Below are 17,436 nucleotides of genomic sequence, written 5' to 3' on the forward strand. Positions count from 1 at the left end.
CCCCGGCCCCCGGCACGTCCCCCGTCGACTTCGGCACGGCCATCGCCGGCTGACCCGGCCCCAGGCACCCGCACCGGAAGCCGGCCCTCTGGCATCACGGCCACGGGCCGGCGTACCGGGTCACCAGGGGCCGAAGGCGGTCTCGCCGTTGGACTGGATCTGGGCGGCCAGGCGGTCGGCCGGGATCGACCGGATCTCGGCCAGGCAGCGCACGGTGAGCGGCAGCAGGTAAGGCGCGTTGGGCTTGCCCCGGTGCGGGACCGGCGGCAGGTAGGGGGCGTCGGTCTCGACCAGCAGCAGCTCGGCCGGGGCGATGGCGGCGGCCTCGCGCAGCGCCGCCGCGTTCTTGTAGGTGAGCGGCCCGGAGAAGGACATGTAGTAGCCCGCCCGCGCGCAGCGCTCGGCGAGGTCGGCGTCGCCCGAGAAGGAGTGGAACACCACCACGTCGGGCGCGCCCTGCTCGGTCAGCACCCGCAGCACGTCGTCGTGCGCGTCGCGGTCGTGGATCACCAGCGCCTTGCCCACCCGCTTGGCGATCTCGATGTGCGCGCGGAACGACGCGTGCTGGTCGGACTTGGCCGCCCAGTCGCGGTAGTAGTCGAGCCCGGTCTCGCCGACCGCCACCACCTGCGGCTCCCTGGCCAGTTCCTCGATGTCGGCCAGCACCTCGGGGGTGGCCTCGTGGGCGTCGTTGGGGTGGATGGCCACCGCCGCGCGGACGTCGCGGTGGACGGCGGCGGCGTCGGCGCACCAGCGGGAGGACGGCAGGTCGTAGCCGACCGTGATCAACCGGGTGACCCCGACCGCGGCGGCCTCGTCCAGGATGCGCTCGACGGTGGCCTTGGCCGCCTGCGCGGCCTGGGCCACCGGGTCGTGCGGCGAGGCCATCCGGTTGCCGACCATCACGTCAAGGTGGCAGTGGCTGTCGAAGACGTGCGCCCCGAGCGGTGCGGGCGGTGGCGGAGGGGCTAGGTGAGCCCGGCCGCGGCCCATGGCTCAGCCGCCGCCCATCCGGGCCAGCTCATCGTCCACGACCTTGGGGTCCAGTTTTGGGAACAGCGGGGACGGCGGCGCGAGCGGGGTGCCCGGCGCGATCGGCCGGTGCTCCCAGCGGGCGGCCCCGGCGTAGTCGCCGGTGATGATCGGGTAGTCGCGCCCGCCCTCCTCGCCGACCTCGCGGATCTCCGGCATCCCGGTCCAGACGCCCTCGCCGCCGAGCATGCCGTAGATCTTGTTGGAGGACGTCGGCAGGAACGGCGTCAGCATCGTCTTGACGTCGTCGACCACCTGGAGCGCAACGTGCAGGATGGACTGCTGCCGCGCCGGGTCGCCCTTGAGCTTCCACGGCTCCTGCTCGGCCAGGTAGCGGTTGGCGTCGCGGACCACGTCGAGCGCCTGGCTCGCCGCGTTCTTGAACCGGGACCTGGCCAGCTCCGCCCCGACCGGCGCGAAGGCGGCCTTGGAGGAGGCCAGCAGCGCCCGGTCGGCGTCGGTCAGGTCGCCCACCTGGGGGACGGCCCCGAAGTTCTTCGCGGCCATCGAGATCGACCGGTTGACCAGGTTGCCCCAGGCCGCGACCAGCTCGCCGTTGTTGCGGTTGACGAAGTCGTTCCAGGTGAAGTCGGTGTCCTGGGACTCGGGCCCGGCCACCGCGATGTAGTAGCGCAGCGCGTCGGCGTCGTAGCGGGACAGGAAGTCGCGGACGTAGATGACGACCTGACGGGAGGAGGAGAACTTGCGGCCCTCCATGGTCAGGAACTCGCTGGAGACCACTTCGGAGGGCAGGCCGAGGCGGCCGAGCGAGCCGGGCTTGCCGTCCCTGGCGCCCTCGCCGTTGTAGCCGAGCAGGATGGCGGGCCAGATCTCGGCGTGGAAGACGATGTTGTCCTTGCCCATGAAGTAGTAGCCCTGGGCGTCGGGATTCTGCCACCACTGCCGCCAGGCGTCGGGGTCGCCGGAACGGCGGGCCCACTCCACCGACGCCGAAAGGTAGCCGATCACCGCGTCGAACCAGACGTAGAGCCGCTTGTCGTGGCGGTCGCGCCAGCCGTCGAGCGGGATGGGCACCCCCCAGTCGAGGTCGCGGCTGATCGCCCGGGGCTGGAGGTCGCCGAGCAGGTTGAGGGCGAACTTCAGCACGTTGGGCCGCCACTCGCCCTGCTTGGCCTGGAGGTAGGAGCCGAGCGCGTCGGCGAAGGCGGGCAGGTCGAGCATGAAGTGCTCGGTCTCCACGAACTTCGGCGTCTCGCCGTTGATCCGCGACTTGGGGTTGATCAGATCGACCGGGTCGAGCTGGTTGCCGCAGTCGTCGCACTGGTCGCCGCGTGCCCCGTCGTAACCGCAGATGGGGCAGGTGCCCTCGATGTAGCGGTCGGGCAGGGTGCGCCCGGTGGACGGGGAGATCGCCCCCATGGTGGTGCGGGGGAAGACGTATCCGTTGTCGTAGAGGCCCTTGAAGATCTCCTGCACGACCGCGTAGTGGTTGAGCGTCGTCGTGCGGGTGAACAGGTCGTAGGACAGGCCGAGCGCGGTGAGGTCTTCGGCGATCACCCGGTTGTACCGGTCGGCCAGCTCCCGGGCGCTCACGCCCTCCTTGTCGGCCTGCACCTGGATGGGCGTGCCGTGCTCGTCGGTCCCGCTGACCATCAGCACCTTGTTGCCCGCCATCCGCTGGTAGCGGCTGAAGACGTCGGAGGGCACGCCGAACCCGGAGACGTGCCCGATGTGCCTGGGCCCGTTGGCATAGGGCCAGGCGACGGCGGTCAGGATGTGCTGGGACTGGGACATGTACTAAGCCTAGAGCCCCCGGGCCGTCCGCCCGAACCGGATTATGCCTTCGCCGGCGCGGATTCCCCTGCGGCACCCTCCGCGATGTCGTCCGTGACGTCCTCCGCGATCTCGGCGACGCCTTCTTTGGACACCTGCTCGGCGGCCTCCTCCGCGGCCGAGGCGGCGACGTCGATCGGGGTCTCCTTGGTACGGCGGATGCCCAGGATGCTGATGAACAGCGCGGCGAACACCGTCTGAAGGCTCATGATGAGCGCGGTCGCCGAGGGCACCACCAGGCGCAGCGACTCGCGCGGGTCGAGTTCGCCGAAGCTGCGCACCTGCCAGTGGACCAGCGAGGCGACCAGGCCCGCCAGACCGGCCAGCGCCAGCAGGCCGCCGACCACCAGGCCGCGTTCCAGCGTGATCACATCGACCAGCCGTTTGATCCTGCGGTCTTCCGGCAGGAACCCCTCCTCGGCCGCGTACACCTTGGTGAACAGCGCGAACAGCACCGCCTGGAAGCCGATCACCACCATGGCCGACGCGCCGACCAGCGTGTCCACGTCAAAGGCCAGCTCGCCGATCCAGACCGGGCCGAACGCCAGCGCGGTGCCCGCCACCACGCCGAGCACCATCAGCGCGAGGCCGGGCAGGAAGAACAGCCAGCGCGGGCTGTAAAGGAGCAGGAAGCGCAGGTGACGCCAGCCGTCCCGCCAGGAGCGCAGGTGCGGCGGGCGGGAGCGGCCGTCCGGGGACAGGGTGGTCGGCACCTCGCGGACGTCCAGGCCCTGGAGGGTGGACTTGACGACCATCTCGCTGGCGAACTCCATGCCGCCGGTCTGGAGCCCCAGCCGGAGGATCGAGTCGCGGCGGAAGCCGCGCAGCCCGCAGTGGAAGTCACCGATCGCGGAGGGGAAGAACAGCCGCCCGACGAACGACAGCACCGGGTTGCCGAGGTAGCGGTGCAGCGGGGGCATCGCGCCGGGGGCGATGCCGCCCTTGAAGCGGTTGCCCATCACCAGGTCGGCTCCGTCGCGGAGCTGCTCCACAAAAGGGAGCAACGCGGTGAAGTCATAGGAGTCGTCGGCGTCGCCCATGATCACGTAGCGCCCGCGTGCCGCCCGGATGCCGCCGATCAGCGCGTTGCCGTACCCCTTCGCCTCGACGTGGACGACACGCGCGCCCGCGTCTCTCGCAAGTTGCTGAGAACCGTCGGTACTGCCGTTGTCCGCGATCACGACCTCGCCGTCGATGTCGTGTTCGCGCATGCACGTCAGTGCTTTGCGTACGCAGGTCTCCACGGTCTCCGCCTCGTTCAGGCAGGGCATGACCACGGTCAGTTCCACGTCTCAACCCTTCGTTCGCGGCACGTGCAATTTCACTATGATGCCCTCTGACCGGCCGTGTCCGGGTCAAGACCGCCAAACGGCTGGCATCCTTTAACTCATGGTGGGCGTTGTTGAAAGGCCGCGGTTGAAGATGCCCGCGGTGGGCAGGGGCATGCGTCTGCTCGCCATACTGCGATGTCATCGATGGTTCGTGGCGGCGTTCGCGCTGGGCGGGCTGCTGCGTCTCGTCGCCATGCTCGGCTACCGGCCGGCGCTGTGGTTCAACGACTCCTACGAATACGTCTCGGTCGCGCTGCACCCCTACCGGCCGCACCCGATCCGCCCGAACGGCTACGGCTTCTACCTGATGGCGCTGGAGCCCGCGCATAGCTTCGGGTTCGTCGTCTTCACCCAGCACCTGATGGGGCTGGCCACCGCGGTGCTGGTCTACCTGCTGCTGCACCGCAGGTTCGGGCTGCCGGGCTGGGGGGCGACGCTGGCCGCGGTGCCGGTGCTGTTCGACGCGTACCAGATCCAGCTCGAACATTTGATCATGTCGGACGCGCTGTTCATCCTGCTGGTGGTCGGCGCGATCACGCTGGTGCTGTGGCACCGCCGTATGTCCTGGCGGATCGGCGCGGCGATCGGGCTGATGCTGGCGTTCACCGTGCTGACCCGCAGCATCGGGCTGGCCATCCTCGGCCTGGTCGTGGTCTACATGCTGATCAAGCGGGCCGGGTGGCGGCCGATCGCGGCCATGGTGATGGCGTGCGCGGTGCCGGTGCTGGCCTACATGGGATGGTTCGCGACGACGTACGGCAAGTTCGGGATGACCAGCAGCGACGGGCCGATCCTCTACATGCGCACGGCGCTGTTCGCCGACTGCCACAAGATGGGCGTGGACAAGCGCGACCTCGATCTCGCGCTGCTGTGCATCGTCGTGCCGAAGGACAAACGGGGCATCTCCGGGCAGGGCTTCCTGTGGTGGAACCAGCAGGGGCAGAAGTTCCACATCTTCCCTGCGGGCAGCAAGTTCAGCGTCGAGATGAACGAGAACGCCAGCCGGTTCGCGATGCGCGCGATCACCTCGCAGCCCGGCGACTACCTGACGGTAGTGGCCCGCGACTTCTTCCGCGCCTTCCGCTGGGACCGCCCGGTCTACCCCGACGCCAACACCTACATGCAGTACGAGTTCCCCCGCGCCGAAAAGCCGCTGCCCAACTGGGAGCTGTACCGCGGCCGGGCCGACTCCGACGCCTTCCAGTACGAGCACGGCTCGGCGGCCACCCGGATCGTCGCGCCGTGGGCCGACTTCATGCAGGGCTACCAGCGCGCGATCCATCTGCCCGGCATCGTGCTCGGCGCGGTGATGCTGATCGGCCTGTACGGCGTGGCGGTCCGCTGGCGCAAGCTGGGCGGCCCGGTCCTGCTGCCGTGGCTCGCCGCGGTGGGCCTGATCCTGGCCCCCGCGGCGACCGCGGAGTTCGACTACCGCTACGTGCTGCCCGCCGTGCCGCTGGCGTTCCTGGCGGCGGGGATCACGCTGCGCCACGGCGTACGGCTGCCGCGCGCGCTGCGGCGCGCTAGTGGGCGACCCAGCTCTGCAACATCATCCGCGCCTGCCACTGCTGATACGTGATCAGCTCGCCGGTGAGCACCGGGTGCAGCCAGCCGAAGTTCACCACCACGAGCAGCGCGAACGCGCCGACCGCCGCCGCGCCGACGGCCTTTCGGCGGGGCGGCGCGTCCGCCGGGCCGATGATCAGGCCTGCGGCCAGCACCAGCGCCAGCACCATGAACGGCAGCATCGGGGCCATGTAGAAGTCGTACATCGTGCGGTTGTCGGCCACTGCGTAGTAGAACCACGGCAGCCACCCGGCGGCGAACGCGCCGAGCACCGCCCCGGCCCGCCAGTCCCGCGAGGCGACGTACCACGCGATCATGGCCAGCAGCGCGAGGAGCGCGCCGAACCAGATGATCTGCGTCCCGGCCGCGTGGATGGCCTGCGAGCAGGGGCCCTCGCCGCACTTGCCGTCCGAGCCCTGGTAGTAGAACAGCACCGGGCGGATCAGCAGCGGCCACTCCCAGGGTTCGGAGGAGTAGTCGTGCTTGGTCTGAAGCCCGGTGTGGAAGTCGAGCACCGACATGTGGTAGCTCATCAGCGAGCGCACCGAGTCGAACAACCAGTAGAACGGGCTGCCCTGCGAGGTGGCCTGCGCCCAGTTGCGGCCGTAGCCGTAGGGGGAGGCCAGCCAGCCGCTCCAGGTCAGCAGGTAGGTGACGGCCGGGGCCAGCGCCATGGCGGTCAGCGCGGTCGGCACGTCGCGGCGCGCCACCCCCCGGTACGGCCGGCGCAGCCCGACCGCCCGCCGGGCCCCCGCGTCCCACAGCAGCGACATGACCGCGAAGACGAGCAGGAACCAGATCCCCGACCATTTGACCGCGCAGGCCGCGCCCAGGCACAGCCCCGCCGCCAGCCGCCAGGGCCGCGGGCCCAGGTGCGGCCCGTCCGGCGAGAGCGGGTTCGCGGCGCGCCAGGCGGCCAGTGCCTCCCTGGATCTGTCCCGATCGACCACCAGGCAGGCGAAACCGGCCAGCACCCAGAACATCAGGAAGATGTCCAGCAGTGCCGTGCGGCTGAGCACGAAGTGCATGCCGTCCAGGGACAGCAGCAGCCCGGCCAGGCAGCCGAGCAGCGTGGAGCGGGTCATCCGGCGGGCGACCCTGGCCAGGATGAGGATGGACAGCGCGCCGGCCAGCGCGGCGACGAACCGCCAGCCGAGCGGGGTCATCCCGTACAGTTGCTCGCCCGCGCCGATCATCCACTTGCCCAGCGGCGGGTGGGCCACGTACTCGGCGCACGGCGAGGCTTCGGGCGGCGTGCACCGCTCCCAGATGTTCAGGTCGCCGCGCAGGATCATCTTGTCGGCGATGGGGTTGGTGACGGTGCCCAGTGCCTTGCGTTCGACGCCGAAGTTGACCAGGGCCCAGCCGCCCTTGGCGTAGTAGGTCTCGTCGAACATGAGCGAGTGCGGCAACGCGAGCCCGGCGAACCGCAGATAGGCGCCGAATAACGCGACACCGAGGGGGGCGATCCAGCCCCAGCGGTCGCCGCCCGGCAGGGGCGGTATGAGACGCCGGGGAGAGATGTGGGCGATAGACACGAAACGCACCCTATGTGGCGTTGATCGTTCAGGCACGGTGAACGACGTCGTACAGCTCCCGTTTCGGGACGCCCGCCGCCTTGGCCACGTCGGCCACCGCCTGTTTGCGCGGCACGCCGGTCGCGGCCAGCCTGGCCACCTCGGCGGCGAGCGCGGCGAGGTCGGGCGGCCCCGCGGCGGCGGTGTGCCCGGCGACGACCAGGGTGATCTCACCCTTGACGCCCGCCTGCGCCCATTCGGCCAGCTCGCCGAGCCCGCCCCGGCGTACCTCCTCGTAGGTCTTGGTCAGCTCCCGGCACACGGCGGCCGGGCGCTCCGGCCCGAACGCCTCCGCCATCGCGGCGAGCGTGGCCGCCAGCCGGTGCGGGGCCTCGAAGAACACCATCGTGCGCTCCTCGGCGGCCAGCGACGCAAGGCGCCTGGCCCGCTCCCCCGGCTTGCGCGGCGGGAAGCCCTCGAAGCAGAACCGGTCGCTGGGCAGCCCGGACACCGCCAGCGCGGTCGTCACCGCCGACGGGCCGGGCAGCGCGGTCACCGGTACGCCCGCCTCCACGGCGAGCCTGGTCAGCCGGTAGCCGGGGTCGGACACACCCGGCATCCCCGCGTCGGTGATGACCAGCACGGTCGCGCCCGCGCGCAGCGACTCGACCAGCTCGGCGGCGCGCTCGGCCTCGTTGGCGTCGTAGTAGGACACCACCCGGCCGCCGATCTGCGCACCCAGGTCGGCGGCGAGCCGGCGCAGCCGCCGGGTGTCCTCGGCCGCGACCACGTCGGCCCCGGCCAGCGCCTCGGCCAGGCGCGGCCCGACGTCTCCCACCCGCCCGATCGGCGCGCCGGCCAGCACCAGCTTCCCTAGCTCCGTCACGCCCCTATCCTCGCAGGCCGTTCAGCGCAGTCCGGAACGGACGAACGCGTCCAGCACCTGACGCTGCAACAGCACGTACACCACGAAGATCGGCAGGCAGGTCAGCCCGGCCGCGGCCATCAGCGCCCCCCAGTCGTCGCCCTCCGCGCCGAGGAAGGCGCGGATGCCGACCTGCACCACCGAGTCGGCGCGGCGCAGCACCAGGGCGGGCCAGAAGTACTCGTTCCAGGCGTTGACGAACATCAGGATCGCCAGCGCGGCCAGCGCGGGACGCAGGTTGGGCACCCACGACCGTCCACAGCGTCCCCCAGGAGGAACGCCCGTCCATCCGGGCGGCGTCCAGCAGGTCCTTGGGGAAGGCGCGCATGTGCTGGTAGAGCATCAGCACGGCGAAGCCCCCGGTGACCTGCGGGACGATCACCGCGGCCAGCGTGTCCAGCCAGCCGAACTGGGACAGCGTGACGTAGTTGGGGATCATGCCGACCTGGATCGGCACCAGGAACGTGCAGGCGAACATCAGGGACACCAGCCGGTGCCCGGGAAAGCGCCAGCGGGTGAAGGCGTAGGCGGCGAACAGGCTGACCAGCAGTTGCCCCACGGCCAGTACGGCATGGCCGGTCACCACCTGCCAGCGGGGCCGCCGTTCCAACTTGTCCATCGGTGTCCCTAATCGTCGTAGAAGCTGAAGCGGTTGAGCAGGGCCAGGAACGCGGCGGCGACCACCCCGAACCCGGCGAAGAACAGCACCGCCGCCGCCGAGGCCACGCCGGTGTCGAAGTTGCGGAAGCCGAACTGCCACAGCAGGTAGTAGACGTCGGTGGTTGCGTTGCCGGGCCCGCCCTGGGTGAACATGTCGATCAGCGGGAACGTCCACTGGGCCGACAGCAACACCGTCATCAGCACCATGAACAGCAGCGACGGCGACAGCAGCGGCAGCGTGATCATCCGGGCGGCCTGCCGGCGGGAGGCCCCGTCCAGGGCCGCCGCCTGGCCGTACTCGGCGTTGATCCCGGCCAGGCCCGCCGACACGACCAGCATCGAGAAACCGAGCAGTTGCCAGCCGCTGATCAGGATCAGCGCGGCCAGCGCGGTGCCCGGCTGGCGGAACCAGTTCGGCCCGTCCGCCCCGAACACCCCGAAGAGCCGGTCCACCACGCCGCCCTCCGGGTGCAGCAGCCAGCGCCACACCGCGGCGGTGGCCACCGGGGCGACCAGCATCGGCACGAAGATCAGCGACCGGTACACGTCCCGGGCGCGGCCCCGCACGGACCTAAGTCCGTTTACGGGGCGGGATCAGCGGGGGCGGCGGGTCTCCACGACGTCGCCCAGCACCTCGTAGAGCGCGGCCTCCCTGGCGGCCTCCGCGCCGTCGCCCCCCTCACGGCGGCGGACCCGGCGGGCGACGGCCATCTCCAGCGCGTTGAGCAGCAGTACGTGCGCGATGCGGCTGGTCACCGCATCCAGTTTGAGCGACAGATCGGGCAGCCCGACCACCAGGCTCACGTCCGCCAGGTCGCACAGCGGCGAACGCGCGAAGCTGGTCACCGCCACCACCGTGGCCCCGGCCGCCTTGGCCGCCGTGGCGGCGGCCAGCGACTGCTGGTTGACGCCCTGTGGCTGACCACGACGCAGGCGTCGGCCGGGCTGAGCAGCCGGGCGGTCAGCGTCTGGGTGATCGCGTCGATCGGCGCCTCGGCCGGCCGCCCCGCGCACACGAACCGCAGCGCCGCGTCCTGCACCGGCGGATCGGACCCGCCCGCCCCGACCAGCAGCAGCCGCCGCGCGTCCGCGACGACCTCCACGGCGCGGTCCAGTTCGGACTCCTCCAGCGTCTCCAGCGCCGGACCGAGCGAACCGGCCGCCGCCTTGAACACCGCGCTGACGATCCCGGCCGGCGCGTCCTCGGGCGGCTCACTCGGCGCGCCGAGCTGCGCGGTGTCCCTGGCGAGCATCAGCCGCAAGTGCTGGAACCCCTCGAACCCCAACGTCTTGCACGCCCGCACGACGGTCGCGGTGGACGTGCCCGCGGCGGCGGCCGGCTCGGCCACCGACCACTCGATCACCGCCGCCGGCCGTTTCAGGCACACATCCGCGACCCGCCGCTCACTCGGCACCAGCGAAGGCAGCAGCGCCCGAATCCGCGCGGCGGCACCGCCGGGCACGAGTTCACCCTTGCTCACGCCTGGAAGCTACCGCACTCTTGTGCAATGAGTTCCGGGAAGGCATACGGCATGACGTTCTTCGGCGAGCCCCCCTCCGGGAATGACATCCCCGAAGACGAGGTCCCCGGCCGGCTGCTGTTCGGCCGCGCCCCCGCCTACGGGCCTCAGGCGGCGGTCTACGTGGACCAGATCAACGTCCACTCCACGGGGCTGGTGATCCACATGGAGTGCCGCACCCCCGGCGTGGAGGCCGATCTACAGCAGATGGTGCGCGGCGCGTTCCGCATCGGCGTCCGGACGGGCGGACCGGCTCCGGTGATCGTGGAATACCGGGCGTCGGGCCGGGGAGACGCCCGTTCGATCGGTTACTGGGCGACGCCCCTGCCCGCCCCGGGCGAATGGCACCTGTTCGCGAGGTGGCCTGACCAGGGCATCGACCACTGCGAATGGCACATCCCCGCCGCCGCCTTCGAGGCGGCGGCCGTGAAGTCGCCCGTCTCCAGCAGGGCCATGGCCATCAGAGCGGAGAGCTGACTGCTCACTCGATGGAGGTCGGCCATTTCAAGGTCGGTGCGATGCGTCAGAGCGTGCCGTACATCGGCAAGCCCCGAAAGCAGATCCGCAATGAATTCCCTTGGTGGGAGACTCCCGATCCTGCAAGCGTGGTCGTAAGCAATGGACTCCAGGTCGGCAAGATCGTCGGCGTGGTCGAATCCCTCTGGCATGTGGGGCCGGACGATCTCCAGCGCACCGGGAGGAAGGGCCGCCCCGGCTGACAGGGCGGCCAACAGGCGGATGCTGGAACGTCGTTCCATTTCTTCGCCATCCTCGTCACCCGTAGTGGAATTTCAGGCTATTTCGCCGCACTATGGGCGGAATCCTCGTTCAGGCTGTGGTCAGCGCGCGCAGTTCTCTACTACGGCCTATCCCCTGACGCGCTCGATCAGCGCCTCATCGGGTGAGCTCCTCATTCCGGCCAATGCCGAAGCAGCAAGGGCAAGGCTCAGCTACGCCGCACCCGGGCCAACCGCTCCTCCCAGTCGGGAATCGCCTGCTCTATCGGCACGACCGCGCCCGTCCCCCGGGCGGCGTCCGTGGGTGGGTAACGGCGCGCAACTATCGAACGGCGCGATGGTCAGACGGCGGGGGCCGGGGCTTCAGGACAGCTCAGGGGTTGTCCGGTTTCGGACAGGGCATACCTGAGGGAGTCGGGGGCGCTGTCAGGAGTCCCGGTGCCTGTCGGCGCGCGCTGACCAGGCAAGACCCCCGCCCGGCCGCACCCCCCAGCGGGTCTCCGAATTGTGACTTAGGTGGTGTTTCTTATCCGCGCGACACTGGCGGACCCGTAACATGGCCGGGTGGCGGTGACGGACTTTTCTTACCAGGCTGACGACCACCTCAAGCGGGCGTCCGGTGAGGACGTTCCGCAGCCGTCGTTGCGCGACCGGCTCGTGCCGCCCATGCCCGGCAACCCCATGTGGGGCTGGCTGGCCCCCCTCGCGGTGATGCTGTTCGGCGCCATCCTCCGGTTCAGCTACCTGGCCCGCCCCCGCGACATCGTCTTCGACGAGACCTACTACGCCAAGGGCGGCTGGTCCCTGGTCAACTTCTGGGTCGAGCGCAAGGCGCTGGGCACCGGCGAGAACCCGATCGCCGACAACATGCTTCGCAAGGGCCAGACCGACATCTGGGAGAAATGCACCCCCGCCACGGCCGCGCCCTGCCCCGACTACGTCGTGCATCCGCCGCTGGGCAAGTGGATGATCGGCCTGGGCGAGCAACTGTTCGGCATGACCCCGTACGGCTGGCGGTTCGCCGCCGCCCTGTTCGGCACCCTGTCCATCTTCATCCTCGCCCGCGTCGCCCGCCGGATGACCCGCTCCACCCTCCTCGGCTGCCTGGCCGGCCTGCTGCTCGCCCTCGACGGCCTGCACTTCGTGCTCGCCCGTACGGCGCTCCTCGACATCTTCCTGATGTTCTGGGTACTTGCCGGCTTCGCCTGCCTGGTGGTCGATCGCGACCAGTCCAGAGCCAGGCTCGTCACTTGGTACGAGTCGGGTCCCGCCTCCCAGGAGGGCCCCTGGCTGGGCTGGCGGCCCTGGCGGATCGCCGCCGGGGTCTGTCTGGGCGCGGCCTGCGCGGTGAAGTGGTCGGGGATCTGGTTCCTGATCGCCTTCGCCGTCATGGCCCTGCTGTGGGACGCGGGGGCCCGCCGCGCGGTCGGCCTGCGCAGGCCGTACGTCGGGACGTTCCGCCGCGACCTGCCCACCGCGCTGGGCGCGATGACGCTGGCCCCGGCCATCACCTACACGCTGTCCTGGACGGGCTGGTTCGCCTCCCCGCTCGGCTACGGCCGCAACTGGGACCAGGCCACCTCCAGCGGCCCGTTCTACTTCGTCTTCGACTCGATCCGCTCGTGGGTGTCCTACCAGCTCCAGGCCCTCAGCTTCCACAGCGGCCTGAAGTCCACCCACCCGTACCAGTCCGAGCCGTGGGAGTGGCCGCTGCTGCTGCGCCCGGTGGCGTTCTTCTACGAATCGCCCAAGCGGACCTGCGGGGTGGAGAACTGCTCCCAGGCGATCCTCGGCGTCGGCACGCCGGTGATCTGGTTCGGCGCGCTGCTCGCGCTGGTCGGCATGATCGCCTGGTACGTCGCTTCGCGCGACTGGCGGGCCGGGGCGGTGCTGCTGACGTACGCGGCGGGCTGGCTCCCGTGGTTCTACTACGCGGTCATGCACAACCGCACGATGTTCATCTTCTACATGGCCCCGCTGATCCCCTTCATGGTGCTGGCCCTGGTACTGGCACTAGGCTTGATCATCGGCCCGGCCACGGCGTCGCAGCGGCGTCGCACGGTCGGGGCCGCCGTGGCGGGCGGGTTCGCCCTGCTCGCCCTGGCCAACTTCTGGTGGCTGCACCCGGTGCTGAGCGCCGAGGTCATCCCCTACACGGACTGGGACGCCCGCATGCTGTTTGGGAAAGGCTGGATCTGACCTGAATACGTCGTCTTTATATAAGGGTTCCTAGGTGGGCGGCGTGGGCGAGCCGATACGCACCGGTTTCGGTCATCGTCACGGCCGGGGTCCATACGGCAGACTTCGAGGCATGCCTGCACCGGACGTCGCCGCGCTCCTCACCGAGCTGGAGCGTTCCGCACCCGATGTCGTCGACGACGCCAGGACCGCCGTCGAGTGGCTGACCGGCGGCGAGCCGCTGGAGTCCGTCACTCAGCTCGACGTGTGCGAGTTCCTTTGGTACGCGCTGCCGCTGAAGGTCAGCGGCGACGAGCGGGAGCACACGGCGATAGCCGCCGCGCTCGGGCGGCTGCTCGCGCTGGGCGGCCTGGACCGATATGCCGCGCTGTGCCGTTCGCACACCACCGCGCACATCCTGCGCACCTACGCCCGCGAGGGCGAGGAGGCGGGCGCGGCGGCCTACCAGGCGGCGCTGGACGCGACGGGCGTACTCCCGCCGGACGTGTCGGAGCTGCGGTGGAGTTCGATCATGGGGCCGGAGGAACTGGGCGCGCATCTGGCGTGCTCGGCGGCCCTTGAGCTGGCGATCGTGTCGGGTGAGCTGGAGCCCGCCGCGCCGACCTGGAAGGACCAGCGGGAGGCGCTGACCCGCCGCTGGCTGACCGAGCGGCGCGGCGATCTCGGCGGCGACTGCTGGCTGCACCGGGTTCACGGCGAGCGGCTGAACCGCTGGGTGCTCGGGCGCGGCGCGCAGCGGCGGGAGCTGGCCCAGCCGTTCGAGGTACGGCTGCACGCGCCGGTGCCGCTGCCGCCGGGCGACGTGCTCGGGCCGCTGCGCTGGCTGCTGACCCGCGCCGACGAGCCCGGCGGGCTGGCCCTGACCCGCAACCATCACCTGTCACGGGCGCTGAGCGTGGAGGCGGCCGAGCGGTTCGGGTGGGCGGCGGGCGCGAAGGTCCGCGGCGAGTCCGACGTGCCGGTGCTGCCCACGCTGCGCGAGACGGCCCAGCGTGAGCTGGGCGCGCTGTGCCGCAGCGGCCGGCGGCTGCTGCTCACCGCGGCGGGCCGGCGGCTGCTGGACGATCCGGCGCTGCTGTGGGAGGCCGCGGCGGCGGCGCTGCTCGCGCCCGCCAAGGGCGAGCACGACTTCGAGGTGTCGGCCCGGGAGGCGGCGCTGATGCTGCTCGCGGACGGCGACGCGGTCGGTACGACGGAGCTGCGCGAACTCGTGGCGAACGTGGTCAGCGGCGAGGGCTGGCAGCCCTCTTCGGGGCACGACCTGGGCCGTCCGCTCGCCGCCCTGCTGCGCCGGCTGGCCGCCTTCGGCCTGTCCCGGCCGGTCGGCGACGGCGAGAACGTCCAACTGTCGGGCTGGGGCCAGGCAGCGGCCCTGGCCGCGCTGCGCGCCCACGCACTGCGGCCACGCCAGTACGTCAACGTCGGCTGACCCACCCGCAGGCCGGCCGGTACCTCAACGCCGGCCGGCCCCGCCCGCGCACTGCGGCCATGCCGGTGCGTCAACGCCGGCCGGCCCCGCCCGTGGGCACCGCGTGGGCGAAGGCCACGATGTTGTCGAGGTATTCGCCGCGCGCGGAGTCGTACCGGCCGCCGCAGGTCACCAGGTGCAGGGTGGGCGTGCCGGTGGGCCCGTAGACGCGGCGGCCGGGGAAGTCGTCCTTGGCGTAGACGCGGACGGCGCTGACCTCGAACGCCGCGAGGCTGCCGTCCTCGCGGCGCACCCGGACCTCCGCGCCCGGCCGTAGTTCGCCGAGGCGGTAGAAGACGGCGGGGCCGGACGTGGCGGTGTCCACATGGCCGAGCAGGGTGGCCGCGCCGCGTTCGCCGGGGGTGGCGCCGTCCTCGTACCAGCCGACCAGGTTGGGTTCGTAGACGGACGGCACCTCGACCGTGCCGTCCAGGCCGCGGCCGACCGCTTCGACGGGGGCCGACACGCCGATCGCGGGGATCTCCAGGCGCACCGGCACCGACCGGCGCAGCGCCGCCACCCGCGCCCGCGGGCCCGGTTCGGCCAGGGCCGCCTCCTGGTCGGGTACGGCGGGCGGCGCGTAGTCCCGGTTGGCGTAGGCGTCCACGCCGACGGCCACGCCCGCCACGAAGCACAGGGACGCGGCGAGTTTGAACGCCGCCTCGCCGGGCGTCATCCCCGCCGGTCGGTGACCCGCCGCCTGCCGAGGCGCACCAGGGCCAGGAGCCCGGCGACCGCGGCGACCACGCCGATCCCCACCCCGACGCTCATCGCGGGGCTCACCGGGCGCATCGCGGTCGCGCCGCCGCCGGTCGCCGGGCCGTAGTCGGGCCAGTGGTCGTAGTCGTCATCTTCGTAGTCGCCATAATCGTCGTCATAGTCGCCGTGACCGCCATAGCCGCCGTGGTGACCGTGGTGACCGTGGTGACCGCCGCCGTAGTCGCCGAGCCCGAACAGGCTGCGGAACCGATCCCCCGGCCCGCCGTACCCGCCGTGCCCTCCGCCGACGTTCAGCCAGGCGTCACCCGGCTCCCACTGGCCGTCCGCCTCGCACATGCCCTTGACGCGGTAGCGCCCGGGGGCGGCCGACACGGTGACGTCCACGCTCGGCTGGCCGTTGAAGTCGACCCTGCCGAAGGCGTCGGAGGTGACGTAGGCGTTGGCGTAGTCGGAGCACCCCATGGTGACGGTCGCGACCCCGCCCTTGCCGACCGAACGGGGGCTCACGTGGAGTTCGTCGCCGGCCTTGGCCCCTCCTCCGGCGTACGCCATCACCGCCAATGCCGCGATACCGCCCACGGCCACCCGAAACAATGCCACGACTACCGCCCCCGAGCCCCCGAGCTACCAAGCCACCCGATCAATGCATGCTGTGTTCCCGCCCGGCGGCCGGGGGATGTTCACGTCATCGCCAAAGATCACCGTGTGTTACCCCATGACCCCACAGGTGTGATATTTCGAGTATTCCGCTCATGGCACGATTAAATATGTCGACATTGGGGCAATAGCCCGCAAAGGAGGTTGGTCCATGGTGACACTGGACGGCTGCCCCGGCCTTGAAATCCGGACAGAGCGCCACGGATGCTCACGAATTCTCTTCCTCACCGGCGAACTCGACCTCGCCGCGGTTCCCCTGGTCGAACTGCATGCATTTCCGGCCAGAGACACCGAAACCGCCCATGACCTGGTCATCGACCTCGAAGGCATCACCTTCTGCGACTCGTCGGGCGCGGCGGCGCTCATTCACGTACTCGAACGCACCAAACGCGCCCAGGGCAGCCTGACCCTGACCGGGATACCCCGGCAGGTCAAGCGCCGACTCGGGCAAATGGGCGTCATCGACCTGTTCCACACCGCCGAATCCATCCCCGAGGGCACAGCGGGAGGTAAGTGACCGGCATTATTGCCGGTTATGGATGGCATCGAACTAACCGGCGGAAACGTCAGCCAGGGAGTGGTCAGGGTCGGTGACACCGTCCGCCGGCCCGCCGGTCCGTGGACGCCCGCCGTACACGCGCTGCTCCCCCACCTTCACCAGGCGGGCTTCGAGGGCGCGCCGCGCCCGCTGGGGATCGACTTGCGGGGGCGGGAGGTGCTCACCTTCGCGCCGGGGACGGCCGTTTGCCCGGACCGCTTCGGGCTGCTGGAACCCGCCGCGCCGGCTCGCCCTGGTGGCGCGGCTGATCAGGCGGTTCCACGACGCCGTGGCGGACTTCACGGCCCCGCCGGACGCCCGCCGGCAGGTGCTCATCCCACCGGACGGCGGCGACATCATCGCCCACCACGACCTCGCGCCCTGGAACCTGGTGACGGACGGCGACTCCGAGGACGGCTGGGTGTTCATCGACCGGGACGCCGCCGGGCCGGGCACCCGGCTGTGGGATCTGGCGTACGCGGCCCACGGGTTCATCCCGCTTTCGGCGGACCCGGAGTTCCAGCGCGTGGACGTCGGCGAACGGCTGCGGGTCCTCGCCGACGCCTACGGGCTGGACGAGGCGCGGCGGCGGGCGCTGGTACCGCTGCTCGGCAGGCGCACCCGGGCCATGCACGACTTCCTGGACGAGCAGGCGGCCAGGGGCGTGGAGCCGTGGGCGAGGCTGTACCGCGAGGGGCACGGCGAGGTGTGGCGGAGCGACGCGGAGTACGTCGAGGCCCGGCAGGCGCAGTGGGAGTGCGCACTGCCGGCC

Annotated in this window: 18 protein-coding genes and 1 pseudogene; 7 read left to right on the plus strand and 12 right to left on the minus strand. The window is 71.1% G+C overall.

The features are described from left to right. Positions 1-120 precede the first annotated feature (120 nt). Genes C1I98_RS18555 through C1I98_RS18565 form a run of 3 tightly spaced genes read right to left on the minus strand, consistent with a single transcriptional unit; the run spans position 121 to position 4,115 of the window. On the minus strand, positions 121-993 hold the full coding sequence (locus C1I98_RS18555; RefSeq protein ID WP_111168709.1) for a TatD family hydrolase: 873 nt from the start codon (positions 991-993) through the stop codon (positions 121-123). 3 nt (positions 994-996) lie between these two features. After that, positions 997-2,787: a methionine--tRNA ligase gene (gene metG, locus C1I98_RS18560; protein ID WP_111168710.1), complete on the minus strand. Its 1,791-nt coding sequence runs from the start codon at positions 2,785-2,787 to the stop codon at positions 997-999. A gap of 41 nt (positions 2,788-2,828) precedes the next feature. Beyond that, entirely contained in the window at positions 2,829-4,115 is a 1,287-nt protein-coding gene (locus C1I98_RS18565) for a glycosyltransferase (protein WP_233507977.1), read from the minus strand. A 133-nt stretch (positions 4,116-4,248) separates the two neighbouring features. On the opposite strand from C1I98_RS18565, the gene C1I98_RS18570 reads away from it, so the two are divergent. Beyond that, positions 4,249-5,736 carry a glycosyltransferase family protein gene (locus tag C1I98_RS18570; protein WP_233507980.1) on the plus strand — a complete coding sequence of 496 codons (1,488 nt, stop codon included), beginning with the start codon at positions 4,249-4,251 and terminating at the stop codon, positions 5,734-5,736. Here C1I98_RS18570 and C1I98_RS18575 read toward each other — a convergent pair. From C1I98_RS18575 to C1I98_RS18600, 7 genes and pseudogenes are all read right to left on the minus strand, one after another. After that, positions 5,681-7,261, minus strand: a complete 1,581-nt coding sequence (locus tag C1I98_RS18575) for a dolichyl-phosphate-mannose--protein mannosyltransferase (protein ID WP_233507978.1) — start codon at positions 7,259-7,261, stop codon at positions 5,681-5,683. The two genes, C1I98_RS18570 and C1I98_RS18575, sit on opposite strands and share 56 nt — an antisense overlap. 28 nt (positions 7,262-7,289) lie before the next feature. After that, positions 7,290-8,126 (minus strand): 16S rRNA (cytidine(1402)-2'-O)-methyltransferase, encoded by an 837-nt coding sequence (rsmI, locus tag C1I98_RS18580; protein ID WP_111168712.1) that lies wholly within the window; start codon positions 8,124-8,126, stop codon positions 7,290-7,292. A gap of 21 nt (positions 8,127-8,147) precedes the next feature. Then, complete coding sequence (locus C1I98_RS43990) at positions 8,148-8,411, minus strand: ABC transporter permease family protein (RefSeq protein WP_233507979.1); 264 nt, start codon at positions 8,409-8,411, stop codon at positions 8,148-8,150. Between the two features lie 13 nt (positions 8,412-8,424). Further along, positions 8,425-8,784, minus strand: a pseudogene (locus C1I98_RS45670) (ABC transporter permease subunit); the annotation flags it as partial. An 8-nt stretch (positions 8,785-8,792) separates the two neighbouring features. Next, positions 8,793-9,392, minus strand: coding sequence for a carbohydrate ABC transporter permease (locus tag C1I98_RS18590; RefSeq protein ID WP_111168713.1), 600 nt, complete (start codon positions 9,390-9,392; stop codon positions 8,793-8,795). Positions 9,393-9,419: 27 nt separating this feature from the next. After that, the gene (locus C1I98_RS18595; protein WP_146607506.1) at positions 9,420-9,671 is read right to left on the minus strand and encodes a phosphoheptose isomerase family protein; all 252 of its coding nucleotides are present in this window, start codon (positions 9,669-9,671) and stop codon (positions 9,420-9,422) included. Then, complete coding sequence (locus C1I98_RS18600) at positions 9,668-10,306, minus strand: MurR/RpiR family transcriptional regulator (protein WP_111168715.1); 639 nt, start codon at positions 10,304-10,306, stop codon at positions 9,668-9,670. The genes C1I98_RS18595 and C1I98_RS18600 overlap by 4 nt, the downstream gene beginning before the upstream one ends. Before the next feature lie 27 nt (positions 10,307-10,333). On the opposite strand from C1I98_RS18600, the gene C1I98_RS18605 reads away from it, so the two are divergent. From C1I98_RS18605 to C1I98_RS18615, 4 genes are all read left to right on the plus strand, one after another. Next, the gene (locus C1I98_RS18605) at positions 10,334-10,822 is read left to right on the plus strand and encodes a hypothetical protein (protein WP_146607507.1); all 489 of its coding nucleotides are present in this window, start codon (positions 10,334-10,336) and stop codon (positions 10,820-10,822) included. A gap of 11 nt (positions 10,823-10,833) precedes the next feature. Continuing rightward, complete coding sequence (locus C1I98_RS40570; RefSeq protein WP_146607508.1) at positions 10,834-11,064, plus strand: hypothetical protein; 231 nt, start codon at positions 10,834-10,836, stop codon at positions 11,062-11,064. Between the two features lie 684 nt (positions 11,065-11,748). Further along, a complete protein-coding gene (locus C1I98_RS18610) occupies positions 11,749-13,281 on the plus strand; it encodes a dolichyl-phosphate-mannose--protein mannosyltransferase (RefSeq protein ID WP_199537039.1) in 1,533 nt (510 codons plus the stop codon). A gap of 112 nt (positions 13,282-13,393) precedes the next feature. Next, on the plus strand, positions 13,394-14,710 hold the full coding sequence (locus C1I98_RS18615; RefSeq protein WP_111168718.1) for a hypothetical protein: 1,317 nt from the start codon (positions 13,394-13,396) through the stop codon (positions 14,708-14,710). Between the two features lie 70 nt (positions 14,711-14,780). Here C1I98_RS18615 and C1I98_RS18620 read toward each other — a convergent pair whose 3' ends face one another. Further along, entirely contained in the window at positions 14,781-15,425 is a 645-nt protein-coding gene (locus C1I98_RS18620; protein WP_111168719.1) for a class F sortase, read from the minus strand. Continuing rightward, on the minus strand, positions 15,422-16,069 hold the full coding sequence (locus C1I98_RS18625; RefSeq protein WP_146607509.1) for a hypothetical protein: 648 nt from the start codon (positions 16,067-16,069) through the stop codon (positions 15,422-15,424). The genes C1I98_RS18620 and C1I98_RS18625 overlap by 4 nt, the downstream gene beginning before the upstream one ends. 208 nt (positions 16,070-16,277) lie before the next feature. Here C1I98_RS18625 and C1I98_RS18630 point away from each other — a divergent pair, with 208 nt between their 5' ends. After that, positions 16,278-16,643, plus strand: a complete 366-nt coding sequence (locus C1I98_RS18630) for an STAS domain-containing protein (protein ID WP_111168721.1) — start codon at positions 16,278-16,280, stop codon at positions 16,641-16,643. Between the two features lie 277 nt (positions 16,644-16,920). After that, on the plus strand, positions 16,921-17,436 hold a 516-nt coding region (locus C1I98_RS18635; protein WP_497845050.1), incomplete at its 3' end, for an aminoglycoside phosphotransferase/kinase family protein.

The sequence above is a fragment of the Spongiactinospora gelatinilytica genome (genome assembly GCF_003236385.1).
Taxonomy (GTDB): Bacteria; Actinomycetota; Actinomycetes; order Streptosporangiales; family Streptosporangiaceae; genus Spongiactinospora; species Spongiactinospora gelatinilytica.

What these genes read in the sequence shown, in the direction of transcription:
- C1I98_RS18620 (WP_111168719.1), bottom strand. Translation starts at nt 15,425, where the DNA reads ATGACGCCCGGCGAGGCGGCGTTCAAACTCGCCGCGTCCCTGTGCTTC.
- C1I98_RS40570 (WP_146607508.1), top strand. Translation starts at nt 10,834, where the DNA reads ATGGAGGTCGGCCATTTCAAGGTCGGTGCGATGCGTCAGAGCGTGCCG.
- C1I98_RS18570 (WP_233507980.1), top strand. Translation starts at nt 4,249, where the DNA reads ATGCCCGCGGTGGGCAGGGGCATGCGTCTGCTCGCCATACTGCGATGT.
- metG (WP_111168710.1), bottom strand. Translation starts at nt 2,787, where the DNA reads ATGTCCCAGTCCCAGCACATCCTGACCGCCGTCGCCTGGCCCTATGCC.
- C1I98_RS18610 (WP_199537039.1), top strand. Translation starts at nt 11,749, where the DNA reads ATGCCCGGCAACCCCATGTGGGGCTGGCTGGCCCCCCTCGCGGTGATG.
- C1I98_RS18630 (WP_111168721.1), top strand. Translation starts at nt 16,278, where the DNA reads ATGGTGACACTGGACGGCTGCCCCGGCCTTGAAATCCGGACAGAGCGC.
- C1I98_RS18605 (WP_146607507.1), top strand. Translation starts at nt 10,334, where the DNA reads ATGAGTTCCGGGAAGGCATACGGCATGACGTTCTTCGGCGAGCCCCCC.
- C1I98_RS18555 (WP_111168709.1), bottom strand. Translation starts at nt 993, where the DNA reads ATGGGCCGCGGCCGGGCTCACCTAGCCCCTCCGCCACCGCCCGCACCG.
- C1I98_RS18615 (WP_111168718.1), top strand. Translation starts at nt 13,394, where the DNA reads ATGCCTGCACCGGACGTCGCCGCGCTCCTCACCGAGCTGGAGCGTTCC.